The sequence below is a fragment of the Streptococcus suis genome (assembly GCF_002964045.1).
GTDB classification, from domain to species: Bacteria; Bacillota; Bacilli; order Lactobacillales; family Streptococcaceae; genus Streptococcus; species Streptococcus suis_U.
Genome location: NZ_POPB01000254.1, coordinates 89,399 through 109,976, shown reverse-complemented (window position 1 = coordinate 109,976; position 20,578 = coordinate 89,399). Strand labels below are relative to the sequence as shown.

General features: G+C 43.5%; 19 protein-coding genes and 2 pseudogenes. 4 read left to right on the top strand and 17 right to left on the bottom strand.

What is annotated here, in order from left to right:
• Nucleotides 1-227: pseudogene (locus C1E99_RS15190) on the top strand (IS5/IS1182 family transposase); the annotation flags it as partial.
• On the opposite strand, the gene C1E99_RS02975 reads toward C1E99_RS15190, so the two are convergent.
• The 3 genes from C1E99_RS02975 to rlmB are packed head-to-tail and all read right to left on the bottom strand — an operon-like array spanning nt 192 to nt 2,299.
• Nucleotides 192-1,052 carry a DegV family protein gene (locus tag C1E99_RS02975; RefSeq protein WP_105206546.1) on the bottom strand — a complete coding sequence of 287 codons (861 nt, stop codon included), beginning with the start codon at nt 1,050-1,052 and terminating at the stop codon, nt 192-194. The pseudogene C1E99_RS15190 and the gene C1E99_RS02975 overlap by 36 nt on opposite strands.
• The gene (locus tag C1E99_RS02970) at nt 1,049-1,570 is read right to left on the bottom strand and encodes an NYN domain-containing protein (RefSeq protein WP_105146056.1); all 522 of its coding nucleotides are present in this window, start codon (nt 1,568-1,570) and stop codon (nt 1,049-1,051) included. The genes C1E99_RS02975 and C1E99_RS02970 overlap by 4 nt, the downstream gene beginning before the upstream one ends.
• On the bottom strand, nt 1,571-2,299 hold the full coding sequence (gene rlmB / locus C1E99_RS02965; protein ID WP_012027787.1) for a 23S rRNA (guanosine(2251)-2'-O)-methyltransferase RlmB: 729 nt from the start codon (nt 2,297-2,299) through the stop codon (nt 1,571-1,573).
• A 135-nt stretch (nt 2,300-2,434) separates the two neighbouring features.
• On the opposite strand from rlmB, the gene C1E99_RS02960 reads away from it, so the two are divergent.
• From C1E99_RS02960 to C1E99_RS02950, 3 genes are all read left to right on the top strand, one after another.
• A complete protein-coding gene (locus C1E99_RS02960; protein WP_105143968.1) occupies nt 2,435-2,824 on the top strand; it encodes a DUF1761 domain-containing protein in 390 nt (129 codons plus the stop codon).
• A gap of 70 nt (nt 2,825-2,894) precedes the next feature.
• Entirely contained in the window at nt 2,895-3,872 is a 978-nt protein-coding gene (locus tag C1E99_RS02955; protein WP_105206545.1) for an aromatic acid exporter family protein, read from the top strand.
• An 88-nt stretch (nt 3,873-3,960) separates the two neighbouring features.
• A complete protein-coding gene (locus C1E99_RS02950) occupies nt 3,961-4,548 on the top strand; it encodes a cadmium resistance transporter (protein WP_105206544.1) in 588 nt (195 codons plus the stop codon).
• Nucleotides 4,549-4,663: 115 nt separating this feature from the next.
• Here the strand turns inward: C1E99_RS02950 and C1E99_RS02945 are convergent, their stop codons facing one another.
• From C1E99_RS02945 to C1E99_RS02875, 14 genes and pseudogenes are all read right to left on the bottom strand, one after another.
• Entirely contained in the window at nt 4,664-4,888 is a 225-nt protein-coding gene (locus tag C1E99_RS02945; protein WP_105206543.1) for a hypothetical protein, read from the bottom strand.
• Nucleotides 4,889-5,015: 127 nt separating this feature from the next.
• Nucleotides 5,016-6,146: an ABC transporter ATP-binding protein gene (locus tag C1E99_RS02940; RefSeq protein ID WP_044689349.1), complete on the bottom strand. Its 1,131-nt coding sequence runs from the start codon at nt 6,144-6,146 to the stop codon at nt 5,016-5,018.
• A 111-nt stretch (nt 6,147-6,257) separates the two neighbouring features.
• Nucleotides 6,258-7,463, bottom strand: a complete 1,206-nt coding sequence (locus C1E99_RS02935) for a glycosyltransferase family 8 protein (protein WP_044689351.1) — start codon at nt 7,461-7,463, stop codon at nt 6,258-6,260.
• Nucleotides 7,464-7,475: 12 nt separating this feature from the next.
• Nucleotides 7,476-8,333, bottom strand: coding sequence for a helix-turn-helix domain-containing protein (locus C1E99_RS02930; protein WP_099806932.1), 858 nt, complete (start codon nt 8,331-8,333; stop codon nt 7,476-7,478).
• Between the two features lie 30 nt (nt 8,334-8,363).
• Nucleotides 8,364-8,765 carry a Mini-ribonuclease 3 gene (locus tag C1E99_RS02925; RefSeq protein WP_105206542.1) on the bottom strand — a complete coding sequence of 134 codons (402 nt, stop codon included), beginning with the start codon at nt 8,763-8,765 and terminating at the stop codon, nt 8,364-8,366.
• Nucleotides 8,758-10,101 (bottom strand): cysteine--tRNA ligase, encoded by a 1,344-nt coding sequence (gene cysS, locus C1E99_RS02920; RefSeq protein ID WP_105206541.1) that lies wholly within the window; start codon nt 10,099-10,101, stop codon nt 8,758-8,760. Before cysS ends, C1E99_RS02925 begins: the two co-directional genes overlap by 8 nt.
• Nucleotides 10,102-10,290: 189 nt before the next feature.
• Nucleotides 10,291-11,064 carry a nucleoside phosphorylase gene (locus C1E99_RS02910; RefSeq protein WP_105206540.1) on the bottom strand — a complete coding sequence of 258 codons (774 nt, stop codon included), beginning with the start codon at nt 11,062-11,064 and terminating at the stop codon, nt 10,291-10,293.
• A 37-nt stretch (nt 11,065-11,101) separates the two neighbouring features.
• Nucleotides 11,102-11,926 (bottom strand): annotated as a pseudogene (locus tag C1E99_RS02905) (GNAT family N-acetyltransferase).
• A gap of 55 nt (nt 11,927-11,981) precedes the next feature.
• Entirely contained in the window at nt 11,982-12,599 is a 618-nt protein-coding gene (cysE, locus tag C1E99_RS02900; RefSeq protein WP_024390851.1) for a serine O-acetyltransferase, read from the bottom strand.
• Between the two features lie 52 nt (nt 12,600-12,651).
• Nucleotides 12,652-14,871 carry a polyribonucleotide nucleotidyltransferase gene (pnp, locus tag C1E99_RS02895; RefSeq protein WP_024381087.1) on the bottom strand — a complete coding sequence of 740 codons (2,220 nt, stop codon included), beginning with the start codon at nt 14,869-14,871 and terminating at the stop codon, nt 12,652-12,654.
• Between the two features lie 336 nt (nt 14,872-15,207).
• Nucleotides 15,208-15,477, bottom strand: a complete 270-nt coding sequence (rpsO, locus tag C1E99_RS02890; protein ID WP_002938849.1) for a 30S ribosomal protein S15 — start codon at nt 15,475-15,477, stop codon at nt 15,208-15,210.
• Nucleotides 15,478-15,680: 203 nt separating this feature from the next.
• Complete coding sequence (locus C1E99_RS02885; RefSeq protein WP_105206539.1) at nt 15,681-16,958, bottom strand: uracil-xanthine permease family protein; 1,278 nt, start codon at nt 16,956-16,958, stop codon at nt 15,681-15,683.
• A 243-nt stretch (nt 16,959-17,201) separates the two neighbouring features.
• The gene (locus C1E99_RS02880; RefSeq protein ID WP_105206538.1) at nt 17,202-19,097 is read right to left on the bottom strand and encodes a GmrSD restriction endonuclease domain-containing protein; all 1,896 of its coding nucleotides are present in this window, start codon (nt 19,095-19,097) and stop codon (nt 17,202-17,204) included.
• Nucleotides 19,094-20,383, bottom strand: a complete 1,290-nt coding sequence (locus C1E99_RS02875) for a DUF262 domain-containing protein (RefSeq protein WP_105206537.1) — start codon at nt 20,381-20,383, stop codon at nt 19,094-19,096. Before C1E99_RS02875 ends, C1E99_RS02880 begins: the two co-directional genes overlap by 4 nt.
• Between the last annotated feature and the right edge of the window lie 195 nt (nt 20,384-20,578).

The following is a 20,578-nucleotide window of genomic DNA, read 5'->3' as shown; positions in this document are numbered from 1 at the left end:
GGTCCAAAATGGAGGATAAGATTGGACTGACTTTGGCGTGCTTAAATCTCAAAAAACTAGTTAAAAGGATGGCAAGAAGGCCTTTTTATTTTGTCCAGATGAGGTGGTTTAAGCACCAAAACAGCTATTTTTCCCTAAAAACAGTAAAAAAGACAAACACCAAAACGATGTTTGTCTGCAATCTGAAGAGATTATCTCTCTTCTTTATTGATAGAAATAATGGCTAATGCCCCTGTTCCTGTATGGGTGGTAATAATCGGGCCCAACTCAGTCAAAAGAACCTCGCTGACACGGCCATCTTCCAACAAGGTTGCCTTAATCGCTTCAGCCGCCTCAATATCACCTGTATAGGCCACCATAACCGTAGAATGGTCCAAATTATCCAAGGTCAGGTTCAACATTTCCTTGATTCCTTTTTTGCGACCACGGATTTTGGCAATCGCTTCTAACCTTCCTTCCGCATTGAGCGCAAGGAGAGGTTTGATATTGACTAGACCACCAATGAGGGCAGCTGCCTTGGACAAGCGACCCCCACGCACCAGGTGGTTAAAGTCATCGACCAAGAGGTAGGTCCGCAAGCGAGGCACCAGTTCCTCAATAAGTGCCTCGGTTTCTGCCAAAGTCTTACCCGCAGCACGCGCTTGAGTCGCCTGCATGACCAAGTAGCCTTCACCGATAGAAGCCGCCTTGGTATCGACAATCTCGATATGGGCTTGTGGATAGTTGTCCAAGACCATATCGCGTGCAATGGTTCCGCTCTGATAGGTTCCTGAAAGAGCAGATGAAAAGGCGAGATAAAGCACTTCTTGACCTTCCTTGGCTGCAGCCTCAAAGACTTCCTCAAACTGACCAACGTTGACTTGACTAGTTGTCGGAAGGCCTCCAGTCGCCATTTTATCCAGCAGATCCGCTGAGGTCAAGCGGTTTTCACCGACTGTTTCATAGGTTACGCCGTCTAGGTTAATGGTCAAACCAAGCACGGTCACATCATTTTCTTGGACCCAACTGATTGGCAAATCCGATGTCGAATCGGTAACGATTGTAAATGTCACTCTTTCATTTCCTCAATCATTTCTTTTAAAGCTTGAAAATTCCCATCTGACCAGGGATTGAGCCGTGGAGTATAGAGTTCAACCTGGTCCACAAACTTGTCCAAGTCCTTTTTGATGACCTTGGTTCTCTCCTCCAACTCACGTGCCGAAACCCGTAAAGCGCCTTGGGAGAAAACCACCCACTGTTCATTGAGGTCGCTGGTTGCGACGGAAACCCGCTTGCGGCGGTCACTATTGAGCTGGGCGCTGAGCTGTTCGATATAACTATCTGCCGTCTCTTCCTCCTCTGTAAAAATGACCGACACTTTGAATTCGTCATACTGCTGGCGAAGACCTGGCACATGGTGGGCATCAAAGACACAGATCACCTCGATCTGTTCAAAGGCTGCGTAGTGAGACAAGGTGCGAAGCAAGGTCGTTCTGGCCGCATCCAAGTCTCCCTTTTTAAAATCCTGCTTGGTGGACTGCCAAAAGGCAATCATGTTGTAGCCATCTACAATGAGAACTTTTGCTCTCATTTAGATTTTCTTCCGAAATACTTCATACATAAGCACAGCGGCTGCCACGCTGGCATTGAGAGATTGGACATGGCCCTTCATAGGAATGGTAATCATCTCATCCACCTGCTTTTTGATATTGCTGGAGATGCCCTTGCCTTCGTTGCCGATAATGAGGGCTAGTTTTCCAGCCGTATTCCACTTGTGGCTTGGGGTTCCGTTCATATCCGTGCCAAATACCCAGAAACCAGCCTCCTTAAGCTTATCTAGGGTTTGGCTGAGATTGGTCACTCGGGCGATTGGGACATGGGCCACCGCACCTGTGGAAGTCTTTGCCACAACTGGGGTCACGCCAACTGCTCGGTGCTTGGGAATGATGATGCCTGCTACCTGTGTGGCATCTGCAGTCCGTAAAATCGAGCCAAAGTTGTGGGGATCTGTCAGACCGTCCAAGATGAGAATGAGGGGATTATCTTCCTGCTCTGCCTTTTCCAAAATCACCGATAGGTCCGCATAAGCGAACTCAGAGACCCGCAGGACAAATCCTTGGTGGACGGCACCTTCTGTCATGTCGGACAGGGTCTTCTTGGGCGTCCAAGAAATCGACACCTTCTTCTCTGCTGCCAGCGCCTTGATTTTTTCTACATTTTTTCCGCGCAAATCATCCTGAATGTAGAGTTTGTTGCCGGTGTTGGCCTCCAAACTCTCCACTACAGCATGTACGCCATATACGATATCATTTTGTTCCATAAGAGTATTATAGCATAGGTTGACTGAAAATAGGCACTCACTATATCACAGCTGAAAAACTTGACCTCCTTACCAAACCATGGTATTCTGTTATCTATTATTTATCCGTACAAACGGACGCAAAAAGGAGAACGTATGACACTTATTTTGGGAATTGTGGCAGGGCTGATTGCCTTTGCTATTGGTGGTTTGTGGTATGGTTTGATTTTCCGTGATGCTTGGATTGAAGCCTCTGGCATTGACATGGCCAAGGTAGAAGCTGACCGTCAGGCTGGCAAAAATGGCCAGAAGGAAATGATGATTTCCTTAGCGATTGAAGTTTTGACTGCTGTTGTGGCGATTTTCTTCATCAAGACCCTTGGTGTTTCACCACTCCACGCAGCTGGCGGCATGGGCGTGATTGCGGTACTTGCTTCTTTAAAAAACTACGTCTTTGAGCAACGCCCTCTTAACCTCATCCTCATCAACGAAAGCTACAAATTGGTCTGCTACTTGGTAGTTGGAATTATGGCTTTGTTTGTATAAAGTCAACCCTCCTAACCTTAGGAGGGTTTTATGGTACAATAAAAGGAAGACTAAGACCAAAGGAGTTCCCATGTCCCTCTCCCTCCGAACGATTAAACTGATATTTGCCACCGTCCTAGCCATTTACCTAGCGACCACTCTAGACTTGTCCTATGCGACGGCTGCCGGTATCATCGCCATTCTCAGCGTCCTCGACACCCGCAAGTCCAGCTTCAAAATGGCCCGCAACCGCCTCTTTTCTACCCTCCTGGCCCTGACCATAGCCGTCCTGATCTTCGCCCTCTTTGGCTTTGGCATCTGGACTCTAGGCATCTACCTGGCCCTCTACGTCCCTCTGGCCTACCGATTCAACTGGGAGGCTGGCATCGCCCCCTCGACCGTCCTCGTCACCCACCTCTTGCTAGAGCAGGATATTTCGCTGATTTTTTTGGGAAATGAGCTGGCGCTTTTTCTGATTGGCGCAGGACTTGCACTCTTGTTTAACCTCTATATGCCCTCGCAAGAAAAGAAAATCGAGGCCTATCACGACCAAGTCGAAGACCTACTCAAGCAGATTCTCCTTCGCTTTGAAGCCTTTCTGCTCAACGGCGACGGACGAAACGAGGCAGAATTGATTACGCAGCTGGATAAGACCTTGGACGAGGCCCTCAAAGTCGTCTATCTAGACCGCCACAACCAGCTCTTCCAGCAGACCAACTACCAGGTCCATTACTTTGAAATGCGAGCTGCACAAAATAAAATCCTGCGGACCATGGCAGGAAATATCAACAAGTGTTTACTGGAAGGCAGAGAAAATGTCATCCTGTCCAGCCTCTTCGAGCGAGCAGCCCAGCAACTAAGCCGAGAAAACTCCGCTAAGGAACTGCTCCTGGACATCGAACTCTTCCATGCCACCTTCCGCGAGCGACCTCTGCCGCAAACCCGAGAAGAATTTGAAACCCGAGCCACCCTCTTCCAACTCCTACATGACATGGAAGCCTTTATTCGCCTCAAGGTTGATTTCTATGAAGTTTATAAAGATGAAGATGAGGGGAGAAAAGGAAATTAAAATGAATCGCAATTTTTACTTCTATCTTTCAAAATTGATGTGCCTCTGTAAATAAATATCTATGACTACTATATTATACGGAGGGACCATGACTATTATTACTTATGCACTGATTCTTGGTATTTCAACAAGTATCGATTATTTCCTAATTTTATTCCTTTTATTTTCACAGGCAAAAAAACCAGGTGAAAAACGCACAATCTATTTTGGACAACTACTTGCTAGTTTTATACTCATTCTCTTAAGTTCAATCCTTAGCCAAGTTGCCAATGTTTTTCTAGCTGACTGGATCCTTGGTCTGCTCGGCTTCGTCCCTATTCTACTAGGGGTTAGAATCCTTTTTGAAAACGAAGAAGAGACAGAAATTCCTGATAGCAAAATCGGACTACTATCTATCATTTTTATTTTATTGGCATCGGGAGTAGATAATTTAGGAATATTTACCCCTTATTTTACAACTCTAAGTACCTTAGAAACACTCTTAACTGCTGGCCTGATCTTGCTAGAGACATTCGCCATTTGCTACCTAGCAGAAAAATTTGGAAGTCTCCATAGCATTTCTGAATTCATAGAAAAATATGAAAAAATGATTCTTCCAACCATTTTTATCATATTAGGAATCTACATTTTATTCGAATTCGGAACAATGACCTACCTACTACCATTACTAACATAAGAAAAGAAACCGTCAGTTTAAACCGACGGTTCTTCTACTTTTCCATGAAATTCATCTGATATAGTCTTTTAGTTTACTTTTAGTACTAGGCAACGAGCCGCAGGTATAACTGGAGTTAGGCAAGGTGAGTTAACGACGTAATAAAAGATAAACTAAATGACGATACTTGGTTGTGCAAATGCAAGAAAGACAGCCCCATCATGACCGCATTCCCTGCGACAGCAATGATGAATTCCTCCTTGGTGGATACCTTCCCCATCCAAATGCATATAATCAAAATAAGGTTGTAAAGCAAAATATAAAGAGCCGTTATCCGAATTTTTTTCAGTAGTATTTTCATGGGTACCTCCTCTATATGATTTATCTACACTTATTATACGAAATAAAACCCTAAAAAACAAGCAATTATATATTATTATAAAAACCGCCAGATTTTCATCTGACGGTCAGGTGTTTTATGAACAATTTTATACGATGGCCTTGCTTGTTGCATCATCGAAGAAATGAGCTTTGTTGAGGTTGAAGGTCAAGCGGACTTTATCGCCTGGGTTGTGATAATCACGCGCATCGACACGAGATACAAATTCAGTGTTTCCAACCTTAGAGTAAAGCATGGTTTCTGCACCGAGAAGCTCTGAAACGACTACTTCTGCTTCTACGATAGAAGAAGGGTAAGTATCCAATTCTAACTGAGAAGCCTTGATGTCTTCTGGACGAATACCAAGTGTGAAGCTCTTACCATTGTAGCCTTTTTCTTCCAAGTGCTTGCGACGACCTTCTGGAAGACCCACTTTGAAGCCATCTCCAACAAGAACACCATCTTGAAGCGTTACTGCGAAGAAGTTCATAGCAGGGCTACCGATGAAGCTAGCAACAAACTTGTTGGCTGGACGGTTGTATAGCTCTTCTGGGCTACCGATTTGCTCGATACGACCGATTGTACCTGTACCTGCTGGGTTTTTAGTTGCAGACATGATAACGATACGGTCAGCCAAAGTCATGGCTTCTGTTTGGTCGTGGGTTACGTAGATGGTTGTCGCACCGATACGGCGGTGGATTTTAGCAATCTCTGTACGCATGGATACACGCAATTTGGCATCCAAGTTTGACAAAGGCTCATCCATCAAGAATACTTTTGCATCACGAACAATAGCACGGCCCATGGCAACACGCTGGCGTTGTCCACCTGAAAGGTCAGCTGGTTTGCGTTCTAAAAATTCTGTCAAACCAAGGATTTGTGCAGCTTCTTCCACACGTTTCTTGATTTCATCCTTGCTGTATTTACGCAATTTCAAACCGAAAGCCATGTTGTCAAATACAGTCATGTGTGGGTAGAGGGCATAGTTCTGGAATACCATGGCAATGTCACGGTCTTTTGGAGCAACATCGTTCATCAACACGCCGTCGATGTAAGCTTCCCCTTCTGTGATATCTTCCAAACCAGCAATCATACGAAGAGTTGTGGACTTACCACATCCTGAAGGACCTACGAATACGATAAACTCCTTGTCCTTGATGTCCAAGTTGAAGTCTTCAACTGAGTAATGCTCGCTATTTGGGTATTTTTTGTAGATATTTTTTAAATTCAATTGAACCATGTTCAATCCTCGCTTTCTTTGATGGTTTTATTATAAATGAAAACGCTTTATTTTTCTCTGTCAATGTGAACAAAAATAAAAAAATCTTTTGTACAAGTTGCACAAAAGACCTTATTGATTCAAGAATGTCATTTTTAGAAAGTCTAACATTTTTTCCGGATGATGAGGAGAGAAGACCTCGGAAGCAAGTTCTGGATGATGGGCTGTGTTCTCGAATGCAAGGACTAGCTTTCCCCTATCTCTTGCTTTGGAAATAATTCCTTTGACCTCTGCATAGTGGTTGATATCTAAGTAACAATCACAATAATCTAAAAGTTTGTCTACTCTAGCATCAATTATTTCAGGATAGACCTGGACATTGTCATAATTCATCAGCGATTTCAGTCGTGACGAAACCATTGTATAGGCAGCAATATGAAATTGGATACCAGGCAAGTTTGAAACTAGATAGTCAATGTGCTCTAATTGATCGGTTTCCGTCAATAGAAAAGCGTGCTTGTTCGGACCTGTCAGTGCATCTAAGGCCTCCTCAAAAGAAACCGCTTGACTTCTTCTTCCGTCCAAGGAACTAAACTCCAAGCCGGCGTAATACCACCAAAGCTCCCTAAACCGAGCAACACTGTATTCATTCCAAGGCTTATCAGCAGTCAAAAAATGAATAATGAGGGGCGTCCAAGAACCTATATCTTCATAAAGATAGACCCTGTGGTCATACCGACTGACCACATCGTAGGTCTGATAGTTGTACTGCTTATCCAAAGGTAGCCATTGGTTTACGGCAACGAGATTTAAAATACTCTGATCGCCATTTCTAACCGAGGAGCTCTTAATAGCCGCAACTTTCAAGAGGGTGTTGGTCAAACCTTTTCGACGCCATAAGTCTAGGTTTAGCAATAAGACACCTGAATTAAAATTACCACCTTCATTCACATTCGGATCCTCGACTGCAGCCAAAAATTTATCCTCCAAATCAAGCGCAAACAAGGCATCTAAAGACCCATTAACAATAATATCCGAATCAAGATAGAGGGCTTTCGATTCTGTCACAAACTGTGGAATAAAAAACCGTAACCAGGAACTTGAGGGTAAAAAGGAGTGGAAGGCATTGACCGTTTCATCAGAAATAAAGACGTGTTTTAGGCTTGAGCCTAGGTGTGCCAAATGCTTATTGACCGTACGAACCCATTCAACAGGAACATCTCCTTGGTGAAAGAGGTAAAAATCGATATCACGATTATAGACGGAAATTGATTTTATGGTGACTAAAGCCTTCTCTAAGTAGTTTTTATCTGTCGCTAAAACAATTGCTTTTCTCATCCCATGTTCCCATCAAAGATTCATATCTACAATAACCATATAGCATACAGCTAAATCCGTCAGATCCTTTAGCTGCAAGCCAGTCCAATCATACCACTTATCCAAACGATACTGTAGGGTATTCCGATGGATGTAGAGGGACTGAGCCGCCTTTGTTAAGACTGCACCTTCTTGCCAGAGGGCTAGAATTTCCTTTTCCAGCTGTTGGTGGACAATCAAGGGTGCCAAGCCCTCCTTCAAAACTGGGTAAAGCTGGCCTGCCCACAGATACAATTGGCTAAAGGTGAGCAAATTCGATTGATGGTGGTGAGTCCTCCAGTTGGCAAAGATGGACTGTTCTGCCATTACAAGTTTCGGCCATAATCCAACTACTTTTTCAGGCCACATTTGTCCAAGGAACAAGGTCATCCTGAGACCGAAATCAAATTCCATGGCAGAAAGAGTGTCCCCTAGAATCTCCCGAACATCAAATAGGGTAGATTGTTCCAAAACAAATGTATAATCGTGGCCATTTGTCGTGTAATAGGCTTTGAGATTAGGCAAGAGCTTGGTCATCATATCGAGCCATGCCTGTCTACCATCCTCATCCGATACCGTCCAGATATGGGCATGAATGACTTGGAGCGTTGTCAACTCTTGGGGAATCGGCCCTGTTCCATGAAAATAGTGAGCCCAAGGATGCTGAGATTCCTGAGTTAATTCCCCAAGTAACAGCTCCACCAACCCCAATTCGCGCTCTGTCAAATCCTCTTTTGATAGGGTAAACCAGACGCCTTCTGATAGCGGAAGTTGGAGTTCTTCACTCTCACTCCTACTAGTAGAAATTCTTCCCTTTGGAAATAGTTGCTGTAATTGATCCTTACTGGTCATCTGGCCTCCTAGATTCCTTATGTCAAATTCTTATTGTTTGGAGTCAATATACTCAATACACCAGCCCACCAGCTCATTCAGACGTTCCATCTGCTCGGTCATGTGCAAATAGCCCAAAACCGCCTCAAAGCCTGTGGACATCCGATAGGTGACCACGTCTGCATTCTTGGCCTTGGTGTGGCTATGGCTATTCCTTCCCCGCTTGTAGATTTCTTCCTCTTTTTCGGTCAATAGTTGAGCTTCTAAGAGGGCAGAAATCAGGCCTGCCTGAGCCTTGGCCGATACGTATTTGTTAGCCTCTCCGTGCAATTGATTGGGCTTGGTCAGCCCCTTGAAAATCAAGTGACGTCTGACATACATGGAATAGACAGCATCCCCTTCAAAAGCCAGGGCAATTCCATTGATGAGATTGACATCTACTGCCTTAGTCACGTGTCCACCTCACACCATCCTTGGTATCCAAGAGCTTGATGCCCTGGGCTGCCAATTGATCACGAATACGGTCAGCCGTCGCAAAGTCCCGATTGGCACGCGCTGCTTGACGTTCTGCTATCAAGGCTTCAATGTCGCTGTCCAAGACTTCTTCTTCAAAGACAATACCGAAGACGGCGAGCATCTTGCCGAAGGCTTCTTTTACAGTTTCATCGTAGTTGCCTGAGTTGATCCACTTGGCAAAGTCAAAGATAGCCGTAATCCCATTTGCCGCATTGAAATCATCATCCATTGCCGCTTCAAAGGCCGCCAGATGTAATTCAAGAGCCGACTTATCCACAGATTTTTGCACAGGTTGTGTATAAGTGTTTTTCAGATATTTGAGATTGATTTCCGCATCTGAAATAGCCTTCTCAGTATAGTTAAGTGGACGGCGGTAGTGCTGGGTCGATAGGAAGAAGCGCAAGACCTGACCGTCAATTTGTTCCAACATATCATGTGCTGTCAGGAAATTGCCCAAGGACTTGGACATCTTCTCATCATTGATATTGAGCATGGCATTGTGCATCCAGTAGTTGGCAAAGGTTTGACCTGTCTTGCACTCAGACTGGGCAATCTCATTGGTATGGTGAGGAAATTCCAAGTCCGCACCCCCACCGTGAATGTCAATGGTAGCTCCCAAAATCTCTGTCGCCATGACCGAACACTCGATATGCCAACCTGGACGACCCGCTCCCCAAGGACTTTCCCAAGAAACTTCGCCTGGCTTGGCAGTTTTCCACAGGGCAAAGTCGAAAGGATGTTCTTTGAGTTGACCTTCTCCCTCAACCCGACCAGAAGCACCAGCCTCTAAGTCAGATAGGGTTTTGTTGGCCAAACGAGCATAGTTTTCAGCCTTTTCCACACGGAAATAAACATCGCCAGAAGCTTCATAGGCGTAACCCTTGTCAATCAAGACCTGCACAAACTCAATGATTTCATCCATATAGTCGATAACCCGAGGGTTTTTAGTAGCTGGTTTAACACCTAACTTTGCCACATCTTCCTTGAAGGCTGCGATAAACTTATCAGACAGTTCTTTGGTTGTCATGCCAGCTTCATTAGCAGCTTTGATAATTTTGTCATCCACATCCGTAAAGTTTGAAATGTAGGTCACATCATAGCCACGGTATTCAAAATAGCGGCGGATAGTATCAAAAGCCACAACGCTACGGGCATTTCCGATATGGATATAGTTGTAAACCGTCGGACCGCAAACATACATCTTGACCTTCCCCTCTTCCAAGGGCACAAAGTCACGCAGACTGCGAGTCATGGTATCGTAAATTTTAATCATAGTTTCTCCATTACTTCTGAGTATTCTTTAGGACTTGATACTTTTGATACAATTTTACTAGCCAATAAGCTGTCGCGGCCAACCAAATCATCCCTACCTGCCAGCTTCCTTGGGAAAATTTAAGGATAGACATGATTATCCCAGCAATGGCGGTCAACACATAAGGCCAGTTTTGTCTTACTAATTTTTTTAACATGATCTACTTTCTAATTTTCTTGCAATCGCCATGGCCACTTCAAAGAAGGTCATACTATCAGCCGTCCGTTCTTCCCGACGGGTATCCCACTCGTTCTTGTGGTGGTCCACATAGTCTGCCGTGTAGAAAAACTGATAGACCTTAGCCTGACGAAAGTTTGCCCAGGCCATGATAGCAGAAGCTTCCATATCGACCACCATGGCACCAGCGGCTAGGCGACGCTTGACCTTGGCAGCCGTTTCCCGATAAAAAGCATCCGTCGTCCAGGTCTTGGCCCGCACGTGCTCAATTCCCGCTTGGTCCAAGGCCTTTTCCATGGTTAATAGCAGAGCAGGGTCATAGCTGATTTCATCGCTGGCAGGAGCGTAGTGGTAACTAGTTCCCTCGTCCCGCAGGGCAGAGCTAGGAAGAATAATCTTATCCGCAGCAAGCGACTTATCCAGCACCCCACAAGAACCCAGAACGATAAAATTCTCAAAGCCACAGGCTTTCAGTTCCTCCAAGTGACCAACCGCCATGGGAGCACCGATTACTGCCAACATGACCGCAACCTTCAGTCCATCTCTTTCCAAAATATACCAAGGATGACGACCATTAATGCTTTCTAAGTAGCCACCTTCTCTGCTCTCAGGTAACTGACGGACACGGTCTACGATTTCCCCATTGAAAGAGAAAATCATGGTCTCACATACCTCTCCACCACCACGAATGGCCTTGTCCGTTGGTTCAATGACTGCAGAGGTATTTTCAAATTCTTCTAGTATCATATCAACCTTCTTTCGGGTCTAAGTAGACCACTTGTGTCTACTTTGTAAAACCGATATTTTCATATAGCCGCTTAGCGATGAGGTTGTCATCTTCGACGGCGATTTGAAAAGGTTTGTCGTTTTTCCTGATAAGGTCATTGATGACAGCTTTGACTAAGTAAGTGCCGTAACCTTTTTGTTACTGGTCTGGGGCGATAGCTAAACCGTAAAGATAGTTATCATCGGACGATATATCTACAGTGCAAGAGCCTATAACCGCTCCGCTATTTTCCAAAAGGTAAAGTAAGCTGTCCGCATCAGCGATAGCCTCATGTGCGTAACGAAGAGCCACCTCATAGTCGCTATCAAAGACCTTTGTCTGAAAACACGCAATGTCGTCTGCATGGTGAGCCTGTGCCAAGCTTACTGTGAGTTCAGCCTGTTGTGAGAGCTGATAAGGCACTCGTTCACGACCCAACCATGTCTCAGTATCCGTATCTTCTACCAAGTTCCATGCTGTCGCAAGGTCTGGGTGCTTGTCCAGAAAGACACGTTCGGTCTGAAAAGTCACACTAGCGATAGGATAGTTAGCCGTCTTCATCTGGTAGCAATCATAGAGCTTGCGTGCCAGACCCTGTCTGCGGTAGTCTGAGTGCACGATAATCGCAAGCTCCACATCCTCATCATCGGCATACACAGTCAAGAGCCCCACCAACTTTTGGTCTTGATAGGCCAAGAAAAAAGCTGGCATTTCAGGGTCAAAGTTGAGCATATTTGACAGGTAAGGGGCACGATAGGTCCCGTCATGCGATTGTATAGTGCTTATCAGGGTTTTTGCTGCGGACAACTGCTGGGAATTTAGAACATTAGTTGCTGTTATCATGCTTATTTTTCCTCTCTATGGCTAACTCACATAGGACTTACCATATGTAGCTTTCCTACAAATGCGACGAATGGTGGCTAGCTTCTCGTAATTCCGCAAGCTTAGTCGTGTAGTGTTCACGACCACCTTCCATGTCATGAATGACCTTCTCATCTTTTTGACCATGCACACGTACGATTTTGGCAGGCATACCGACCACTGTCACATCTGCTGGAACATCGGCTAGGACAACGGCAGCTGCACCCACTTTAGCATTTTCCCCAATCTCAATAGGGCCAATGACTTGGGCGTGGGCAGAAACCAGAGCCCCTTTTCGCACAGTCGGGTGGCGTTTGCCACAATCCTTACCCGTACCACCAAGCGTCACCCCGTGGTAAAGCATGACACCTGATTCAATAATGGCGGTTTCTCCGATAACCAAACCAGCTCCGTGGTCAATGAAGACTCCCGAAGCAATCTCGGCACCTGGATGAATTTCAATATTGGTCCAAAAGCGCCAAAATTGGCTGTGCATCCTAGCTAGTAATTTAAAACCTTTTTTCCACATCCAGTGGGACAGACGGTGGGCAGCCAAGGCCTTGACACCTGGGTAGGTCAAAAGAACTTCCAAGGTCGTCCGTGCTGCCGGATCTTTTTCTTTTACAATCTCAATGGTGTCCTTCCACCAACCCATAGTCACTCCTTCTAGCGAAAGACAAGCTCGCTACCGAACTTGTCTACTCAGCTTATTTCTTTTCAACCTTGTGGAATTTGAACTCACCAAAGTTGTTGTCTTTTTTCTCTTTGTGGTCTCTTGGACGGCGAGGTTTGTCTGAACGCTCGCGTTTTTCTGGCTCTACATAGCCTTCTGGTTTTGGAAGAAGGGCCTTCATAGAAGCGTCAATACGTCCTTTATCATCAATCTTGATAACTTTGACATCAACAATATCGCCGATTTCAACTAGGTCTTCTGGTTTATTGACACGGGTCCAAGCCATTTCAGAAACGTGGACGAGGGCGTCTGTCTTGTCAAAGAGGTTGACAAAGGCACCGAATTTCTCCAAACGAACCACTTTTGCCTGGAAGACTTCGTCCACTTTTGCTTCACGAACAAGACCTGCAATGATTTCCTTGGTCCGTTCAATCGCATCGCGATCTGGTGAGAAGATAGCTACAAGACCGTCTTCGTCAATATCGATTTTCACGCCAGTTTCTGCAATAATCTTATCAATAGTTTCGCCACCCTTACCGATGACAATCTTGATCTTATCTACATCAATCTTAATCGTGTCAATCTTCGGTGCAGTTGGTGCCAAGTCAGGACGAACTTCTGGGATAGTTGCTTCGATGACATCAAGGATTTCAAAGCGTGCCTTCTTAGCCTGTGCCAAGGCTTCTTCCAAGATTTGCGGTGTGATCCCGTCAATCTTGATGTCCATCTGAAGAGCTGTGATACCATCACGGGTACCAGCTACCTTGAAGTCCATGTCGCCGAAGTGATCCTCAAGACCTTGAATATCGGTCAAGACGGTGTAGTTGGTACCGTCTGAAATCAGACCCATGGCAATCCCTGCAACTGGTGCCTTGATTGGCACACCACCTGCCATGAGGGCAAGGGTACCAGCTGTGATAGAAGCCTGTGAGGAAGAACCGTTTGATTCCAAGACTTCTGCTACCAAGCGGATAGCATAAGGGAAGTCTTCTAGGCTTGGCAAGACTTGCTCAAGGGCACGCTCACCAAGGGCCCCGTGACCAATCTCACGACGACCTGGTGCACCGTAACGACCAGTTGAACCAACTGAATATTGTGGGAAGTTATAGTGGTGCAAGAAGCGTTTCTTGTACTCATCATCCAAACCGTCGATGATTTGAGTTTCACCCATTGGTGCCAAGGTCAAGACAGAAAGAGCTTGCGTTTGACCACGGGTAAAGAGACCTGAACCGTGAACGTTTGGCAAGAAATCTACTTCTGCATCCAAGGGACGAATCTCATCGACACGGCGACCGTCTGGGCGAACCTTGTCTTCTGTAATCAAACGACGAACTTCTGCGTGCTCCATGAGTTCCAAGATTTCATGGACATCTCGCATGATGCGGTCGAATTCTTCGTGTTCAGCGTATTTTTCTTCGTAGGCTGCGATGACGGTTTCACGAACGGCATTGGTCGCATCTTCACGGGCCAATTTTTCTTCTACCTGCACCGCTTTTTTCAAATCGTCATTGTAAGCTGCGACAATCTCAGCCTGCAATTCTGGGTCTACTTGAAGAAGCTCGACATCTGCCTTTTCCTTGCCGACTGCTGCCACGATTTGATTTTGGAAGTCAAGGAGTTCTTGAATGGCCGCATGACCTTTCAAAAGAGCTTCCAACATGATGTCTTCTGACAATTCTTTGGCGCCAGACTCTACCATGTTGATGGCGTCCTTGTTACCAGCTACTGTCAGATCCAAAAGAGACTCTTCCATTTGAGCCTTGTCAGGGTTGATGATGAGTTCACCATTGACATAACCAACCTGCACACCTGCGATTGGACCGTTGAAAGGAATGTCTGAGATTGCTAATGCCAATGAAGAACCAAACATAGCTGCCATTGGAGCTGAAGCGTCTGGATCGTAAGAAAGGACTGTGTTGATGACTTGGACTTCATTTCGGAAGCCTTCCGCAAACATTGGGCGAATCGGACGGTCAATCAAACGAGCTGTCAAGGTCGCATCGGTTGATGGACGACCCTCACGTTTCATCCAGCCACCTGGGAATTTCCCTGCGGCGTACATTTTCTCTTCATAGTTGACTTGAAGGGGGAAGAAATCTCCCGTCGCCATTTTTTTGGACATAACCGCCGCTGTAAGGACTGTGGAGTCACCGTAGCGAACAACAACCGCACCGTTGGCTTGTTTGGCAACCTGGCCAGTTTCAACGACCAATTTCTTGCCAGCAAAAACCGTTTCAAATACTTGTTTTGACATGAATTGTCTCCTATTTTTTCTGAAAATTTTTCTTGCGTGTTTTCTACAAAAGACAATCAAACAAGCTTGTTTCACTCTCTTTTGCACAAAACCACGCATACTTCTTATTTTATCATATTTGACGGAAAATGTGGGGAATTGAGGAAGGAATTTGAGGGAAAATCTAACCTGCTATAATAACAACTGAACGAAACGAATACTCTTCAATCAAACGAAGAACACCCAGCTTTTCTGAGCACTATACTTCCAAAATGGAACATAAGAAAAACTGCCAATGTCCGAAGACATGGCAGTTTCCTATTTTTCAGCCGTTTTTGACGACTTTTGTATCCTATCTTAACGACGGAGTCCGAGTGAGTGAATCAATTCACGGTAACGGTTTACGTCTGTGCGGCGTAGGTATGCCAACAAGTTACGACGGCGACCGATTTTTTTCATCAAACCACGGTAAGTTGCGTGGTCTTTTTTGTGTTGTTTGATGTGGTCGTTAAGGTGGTTGATTTCCCAAGTAAGTACTGCTACTTGTACTTCAACTGAACCTGTGTCGCCTTCATGACGAGCATATTGTGCCATGATTTCATTTTTTTTCTCTTTTGAGATTGCCATGATATGTTCTCCTTTGTTTTTGAGCCTGATCCGAGTGACAGGTTGGCGACCTGTAACCAAGAAAAAGCTAGATTTGTCCTTCTGGACCTCATTTATTCTATCAAGGAATATCTCTTTTGTCAACTGATTTGAAAAATAGCTGAGCTGCTCTGCTATTTTCAAAAAAAGCCAGCCGAAGCTGACTTTCTGCTTGTATATCACATTTACTCAGTCTTTTCTGCCTTTGGCAAGATGAGGTTGAGGACGATGCCGACAATGGCTGAGAGGGCTGTTCCTGACAGGGTGATAGCACCGATGTTAAGCACTGCGCCACCAAGACCCAATACCAACATCGAACTTGCAATAATCAGGTTGCGGACTTGACCGAAGTCAACACGGCTTTCAATCAAAACTTTCAAACCGTTTGAGGCGATAACACCGTAAAGCAAGATAGACATACCACCAAGAACGGCACTTGGAATGGTTGAGATGAGGGCTGTAAATTTACCCAAGAATGAGAAGGCAATGGCAATCAAGGCTGCGTTGCGGATAACGGATACTGATGCAATACGGGTCATACCGATAACCCCTGTGTTCTCACCGTAAGTCGTATTGGCAGGTCCACCAATAAAGGCAGATACGGCAGTCGCCACACCGTCACCAATCAAGGTACGACTGAGGCCTGGGTCTTTCAAGAACTGGCGGCCACAGATTTGGCTGAGAACGGTATGGTCTCCGATGTGTTCTGCGATAGTCACAACGGCAATTGGTAAGATAGCAATCATTTCTGGTCCGAAGTAGAAATTGTACGACTTGAAGGCACCTGTTTCAAATGGTAGGTAGAAACCTGGTAATTCAAACCAAGCCGCTTCCAGAACGGGTGTAAAGTCAACTAGGCCAAGGAAGATGGCAATCACATAACCACCGATAATGGCAATCAAGAAAGGAACAATCTTGGCGAAGCCTTTCCCTTTGGTATTGACAAAAGCCGCAATCAAGAAGGTTGCAATCGCCACGACGACATTTTTCCAGTCGCCGTCTGCGACAAAGCCCGCTGAAGTCACGGCAGAGTTGGCAAGACCCAGACCAATCACAACAATCATAGGGCCAATAACGATTGGGGGTAGGAGGCTGTCGATCCACTTAGTACCGATAACTTTGACAAGTGCAGCAATCAACACGTAAATCAAGCCGACGAAGAAAATGCCTGTCTGGGCAGCTGAGACATCACCACCCATTTCCTTGATAGCAAGGGCCATAGCTGAGATATAGGCAAAGGATGAACCCAAGTAAACTGGAACTTTAAACTGGGTTGCCACTTGGTAAATCAAGGTTCCGACACCTGATGCGAAGAGGGCAACCGACACGGGCATACCGAGAATCAGCGGCACCAAAATCGTCGCACCGAACATGGCGAACACGTGCTGGAAACTCAACAAAATCCCTTGAAGCGGGGCTGGCTTCTCATGGACATCAAACAAAAGGTTGGCTTTTGTACTCATAAATCTCCCATTCTGGGTACACAAAAAGACCCAGACTTTCTAAATATACATAGTCATAGGCCCTTAATTGATTTTTCCTGTTGTCTTTCTCACCTCACGGGATGAGTTTAAAAACCTACGCTTTTGGTATTGTAACACACAGGTTCGGTTTTTTGCAAGGAATTTTGTAAATTTTTATTTTTCTTGGAGACAAGACTAGCGAACATATGAGGAATAAACTGAAATTCAAAACATCTGAAAGAATCAAATGTTTTTCGTGCTTTCAATAAATTCCTTAACTAACGTTAAAATCTTGTCCTCATGCCTCCTGATTACCTCACTATTCCAATTGTCATCCGAATTTCCAGTAAGTTTAGCCATCCATTGCAGTTTTAGACTTTGGTTCCCAAATATCTTTTCCCATTGGCTATACTTGGCCTGAGGTCTAGAGTTCCCAAACTTCGAATTTTGACTGTCCGTGATAATACAAAGGTTTCCGAAAGAATGAAGCAAACTATCAGACATTCTTAACATCCCACTATCTTCAAAATTTGGATTCTGAGGATACCAATGTTCAACGGAACGACGATAAGTGAATCTAAAATTCCTTGAATCAAAAAAGTACTCCTGTAAATTGTTTTGATTTTTCCATAAGACATAATCAATAAAATTGAAAGCATAGATAGGCATATTAGGGTAGCATCTAAATTTTCGACCATCTTCTATAAATAACCGTCCTTCAGCATATCGAACTGCCAACGCTTCTAGAAAAATTACAAACTGGTGTCCAAATACTTCATCCTGCAAATGCTCAACATTCTCGAATAGATAGACCAAAGTCTCATATAGCCAACGACTATCTCGATTTGATGTAAAGGTCACTGCAAACATAGACTGAAGCATAATAATGGTATCATTCACTGCTTTATCCGAAAAAGTATTATTCTCGAAATGTTCTTTTACAAAGAAATCTGTATTTTTCCGATTGTCTCTTTGATACTCATAATAAGTACCTTTGCTAAGAAACCAGTCGTTTTTTGACCGCCTTGATGTATCTTCGCTTGCATTTCTAATGACATAGTTATCAAATAGATGTCTAATACTTAATAAAGTTTCCGAGAAGTAAATGACCCAATCCCCTCCTTTTTCACTCACCGTAAAGACATCAAGAAGTTTCTTATCATCTAACTGAACATCTTGTGGGGGAATATTTTCAATAATAGAAACAGTATACAAGAGTAGCGTTTCAAAGTTAATTACGGTTGTATATTTTCCAGTCTCTTCGTCGTCTACGATGTCATCAAATACCAATGAACTTGAGTCTTCTAGGGTATCTAATATACTTTTTTTTGAACTATTTGTGTTATCAATAAATCGATAGATATTGGCTAATTTATAATTTGAAAAATGCCAACCAAAAATGTTTTCTCTTTCTTTGAACGTTTCCTTTCTTTTCCTTCTCATTTGAAATGCTTTAACTACTGGTTCTTCGAAATCTGCACAGGCATCCCAGATCTTAGCAAACTTAGCAGCTTCTTCATCATCAAGCTTCGCCATCAATTGAGCCTTAATAATTTCATGAGCTTCCAATTGCTCCCCTCTTGAATTAAACCGCTCAAAATAAAGATTCAAATCTAAGTCAGTAGGTAGCATATTTCTAAAAATAATGACGTGTTGAAAGAGGTACTCCGCATATACTGTCACTTCCATTTTAAACTGTTCGGACAGAATTTTATTGAGTGCTGATTTGGTGTTTTGGTAACCTCTAATAATCTCATCCATATTCTCAAATTCAGCACTGCTATTCTCAAATAACTGCTGCAAAGAAGCATTGGACTGCTTACGCGCTTCAAAATTTAAGAGTTTCAAGTCAGGGATCTGAATGTGATACTCATTTCTCAAAACCAATGCCAACAAAGTCAAAGCTGTTGTTCTCTGTTGTCCATCAATAATATGGTACATATTTCCTTTTTGATGAACAACCAGTGTTCCGATATAATAATCAGGACGTTTTTCACGTTCGTTGTAAGCATCTGCTATGTCAATAAGCAATTGCTCAATCTCATCGTATATCCATGAAAAATTTCGCTGATAAAGAGGAACAATGTATTCATCTTCCGTCAGAAGTTTTGTAACTGTCAAAGTAGCTGTCTTAGTCATTTATTAAGTTCCTCTTCCTCAAGAATTTTCTCCAAGGTAAAATGTTCAAATTGATCACGATTGATTTTCTGCAAAAAATCGCTTGGTGTACTAGCATGATGTAATAGCTGAAATAATTTTTGAACTGTACGCCGTTGAAAAATTCCACCCGCAGCATAGTTGGCTAAAGTGCTATCATAAATGGCACGCGCTTTTATACGTGGATAATAGGCCCATATAAAAATTGTTTCAACAATATCTTTATCTAAAGCTCCGTGACCAAACCTATCCACAAAAAGTAATACTAGATTATCGAATAAATTTCGATTCCGGTTATAACGTTGTTTAGTAGAATGTAAAATCTTTAGCATTTTGGAGTCTAGACTGAGATTTTCAAACCAAGTTTCTCTATTTTGAATCATTTTATGTGACTGATTAATGTAAGAGAAAAAATACTCTCCATCAATAATTGGCATCGTTAAAGAAATAGGATAATCAATATTTTGTTCTTTTAATAGTCTAAAAAGATTCAGATAAGGGTAATCATTATGATGTAAACCGACACCTTTAAAATCATCAATAAAATTTTCTGTAAAGCGAAGATATGAACCCTGACGAAGCTTGGTCAACCCAGTTTCACCAATTGACCACCGTCGCACTCTAAAAAGATATTGGTTAAATAAATCTTTTAAATTGACCTTTTCGTCTGTAACAATTTTTTCCCAATTTTCAATCAAACCTTCACTGATTTCAGAGGCATTTCTCAAATGATAGGCTTTAAGCAGGTCGTGTGGCTCTAGAGCTTTTCCCCGATTATTTTGAGAATCAAAAAGTTGGAAAGCTTCTGATAATCGATCATGTGGCATTGTAATAACAGCAATTTCACAATTTTTAAGAAGAAAGTCACATACTTTTTGAGCCTTTTCGTCATCTAGGTCAATCAGTACTTTCCACTCTTCAAAATTTTCCTTAGCATGTTGACACGAAACCACGTCAAATTTTTGACTCAGTAACTGCTGAGCACCGATATAGTCACTCAACTTCCCTAAAGCCTGTAAAAATAAGGCAATAGAAATAGTCCGCTGTTGTCCATCAACAATATCTAAAGTTTGTTTTTTATCGTGTAAAATAAGAGAACCAACTTGATAAATGTCCTTTTTAGAGTCTATAACTTCTTTGACATCATAGAATAAGTGGCGAATGTGTTTACGTTGCCATTTATAAGGGCGTTGATAATTTGGGATATGGAGCCTATTGTCCTTCAACAGTTCCTCTAACGTCATATGCCTCAAAGTAATATCAGTCATTCTACTTATTCTCCTATTTTTTCTCTACACTTGCATTCGGAATCATTTTCGCATGCATTTCCGCAGCTGTTTTATCGTAAAACGGTCCTGCAATCGTATTTCCAAATTGATCTACCACAATCCATTCTTGCATATACTTCCCCTCCTTTCAATCAAGAGTTATAGTACTGATACAACCATTCTAATACACAGAGT

Bases quoted from the DNA above. Each gene is read 5' to 3' on its own strand.
- C1E99_RS02970 (WP_105146056.1), bottom strand. From the start codon at position 1,570: ATGAGAGCAAAAGTTCTCATTGTAGATGGCTACAACATGATTGCCTTT.
- rlmB (WP_012027787.1), bottom strand. From the start codon at position 2,299: ATGGAACAAAATGATATCGTATATGGCGTACATGCTGTAGTGGAGAGT.
- C1E99_RS02960 (WP_105143968.1), top strand. From the start codon at position 2,435: ATGACACTTATTTTGGGAATTGTGGCAGGGCTGATTGCCTTTGCTATT.
- C1E99_RS02955 (WP_105206545.1), top strand. From the start codon at position 2,895: ATGTCCCTCTCCCTCCGAACGATTAAACTGATATTTGCCACCGTCCTA.
- C1E99_RS02950 (WP_105206544.1), top strand. From the start codon at position 3,961: ATGACTATTATTACTTATGCACTGATTCTTGGTATTTCAACAAGTATC.
- C1E99_RS02945 (WP_105206543.1), bottom strand. From the start codon at position 4,888: ATGAAAATACTACTGAAAAAAATTCGGATAACGGCTCTTTATATTTTG.
- C1E99_RS02940 (WP_044689349.1), bottom strand. From the start codon at position 6,146: ATGGTTCAATTGAATTTAAAAAATATCTACAAAAAATACCCAAATAGC.
- C1E99_RS02935 (WP_044689351.1), bottom strand. From the start codon at position 7,463: ATGAGAAAAGCAATTGTTTTAGCGACAGATAAAAACTACTTAGAGAAG.
- C1E99_RS02930 (WP_099806932.1), bottom strand. From the start codon at position 8,333: ATGACCAGTAAGGATCAATTACAGCAACTATTTCCAAAGGGAAGAATT.
- cysS (WP_105206541.1), bottom strand. From the start codon at position 10,101: ATGATTAAAATTTACGATACCATGACTCGCAGTCTGCGTGACTTTGTG.
- C1E99_RS02910 (WP_105206540.1), bottom strand. From the start codon at position 11,064: ATGATACTAGAAGAATTTGAAAATACCTCTGCAGTCATTGAACCAACG.
- cysE (WP_024390851.1), bottom strand. From the start codon at position 12,599: ATGGGTTGGTGGAAGGACACCATTGAGATTGTAAAAGAAAAAGATCCG.
- pnp (WP_024381087.1), bottom strand. From the start codon at position 14,871: ATGTCAAAACAAGTATTTGAAACGGTTTTTGCTGGCAAGAAATTGGTC.
- rpsO (WP_002938849.1), bottom strand. From the start codon at position 15,477: ATGGCAATCTCAAAAGAGAAAAAAAATGAAATCATGGCACAATATGCT.
- C1E99_RS02885 (WP_105206539.1), bottom strand. From the start codon at position 16,958: ATGAGTACAAAAGCCAACCTTTTGTTTGATGTCCATGAGAAGCCAGCC.
- C1E99_RS02880 (WP_105206538.1), bottom strand. From the start codon at position 19,097: ATGACTAAGACAGCTACTTTGACAGTTACAAAACTTCTGACGGAAGAT.
- C1E99_RS02875 (WP_105206537.1), bottom strand. From the start codon at position 20,383: ATGACTGATATTACTTTGAGGCATATGACGTTAGAGGAACTGTTGAAG.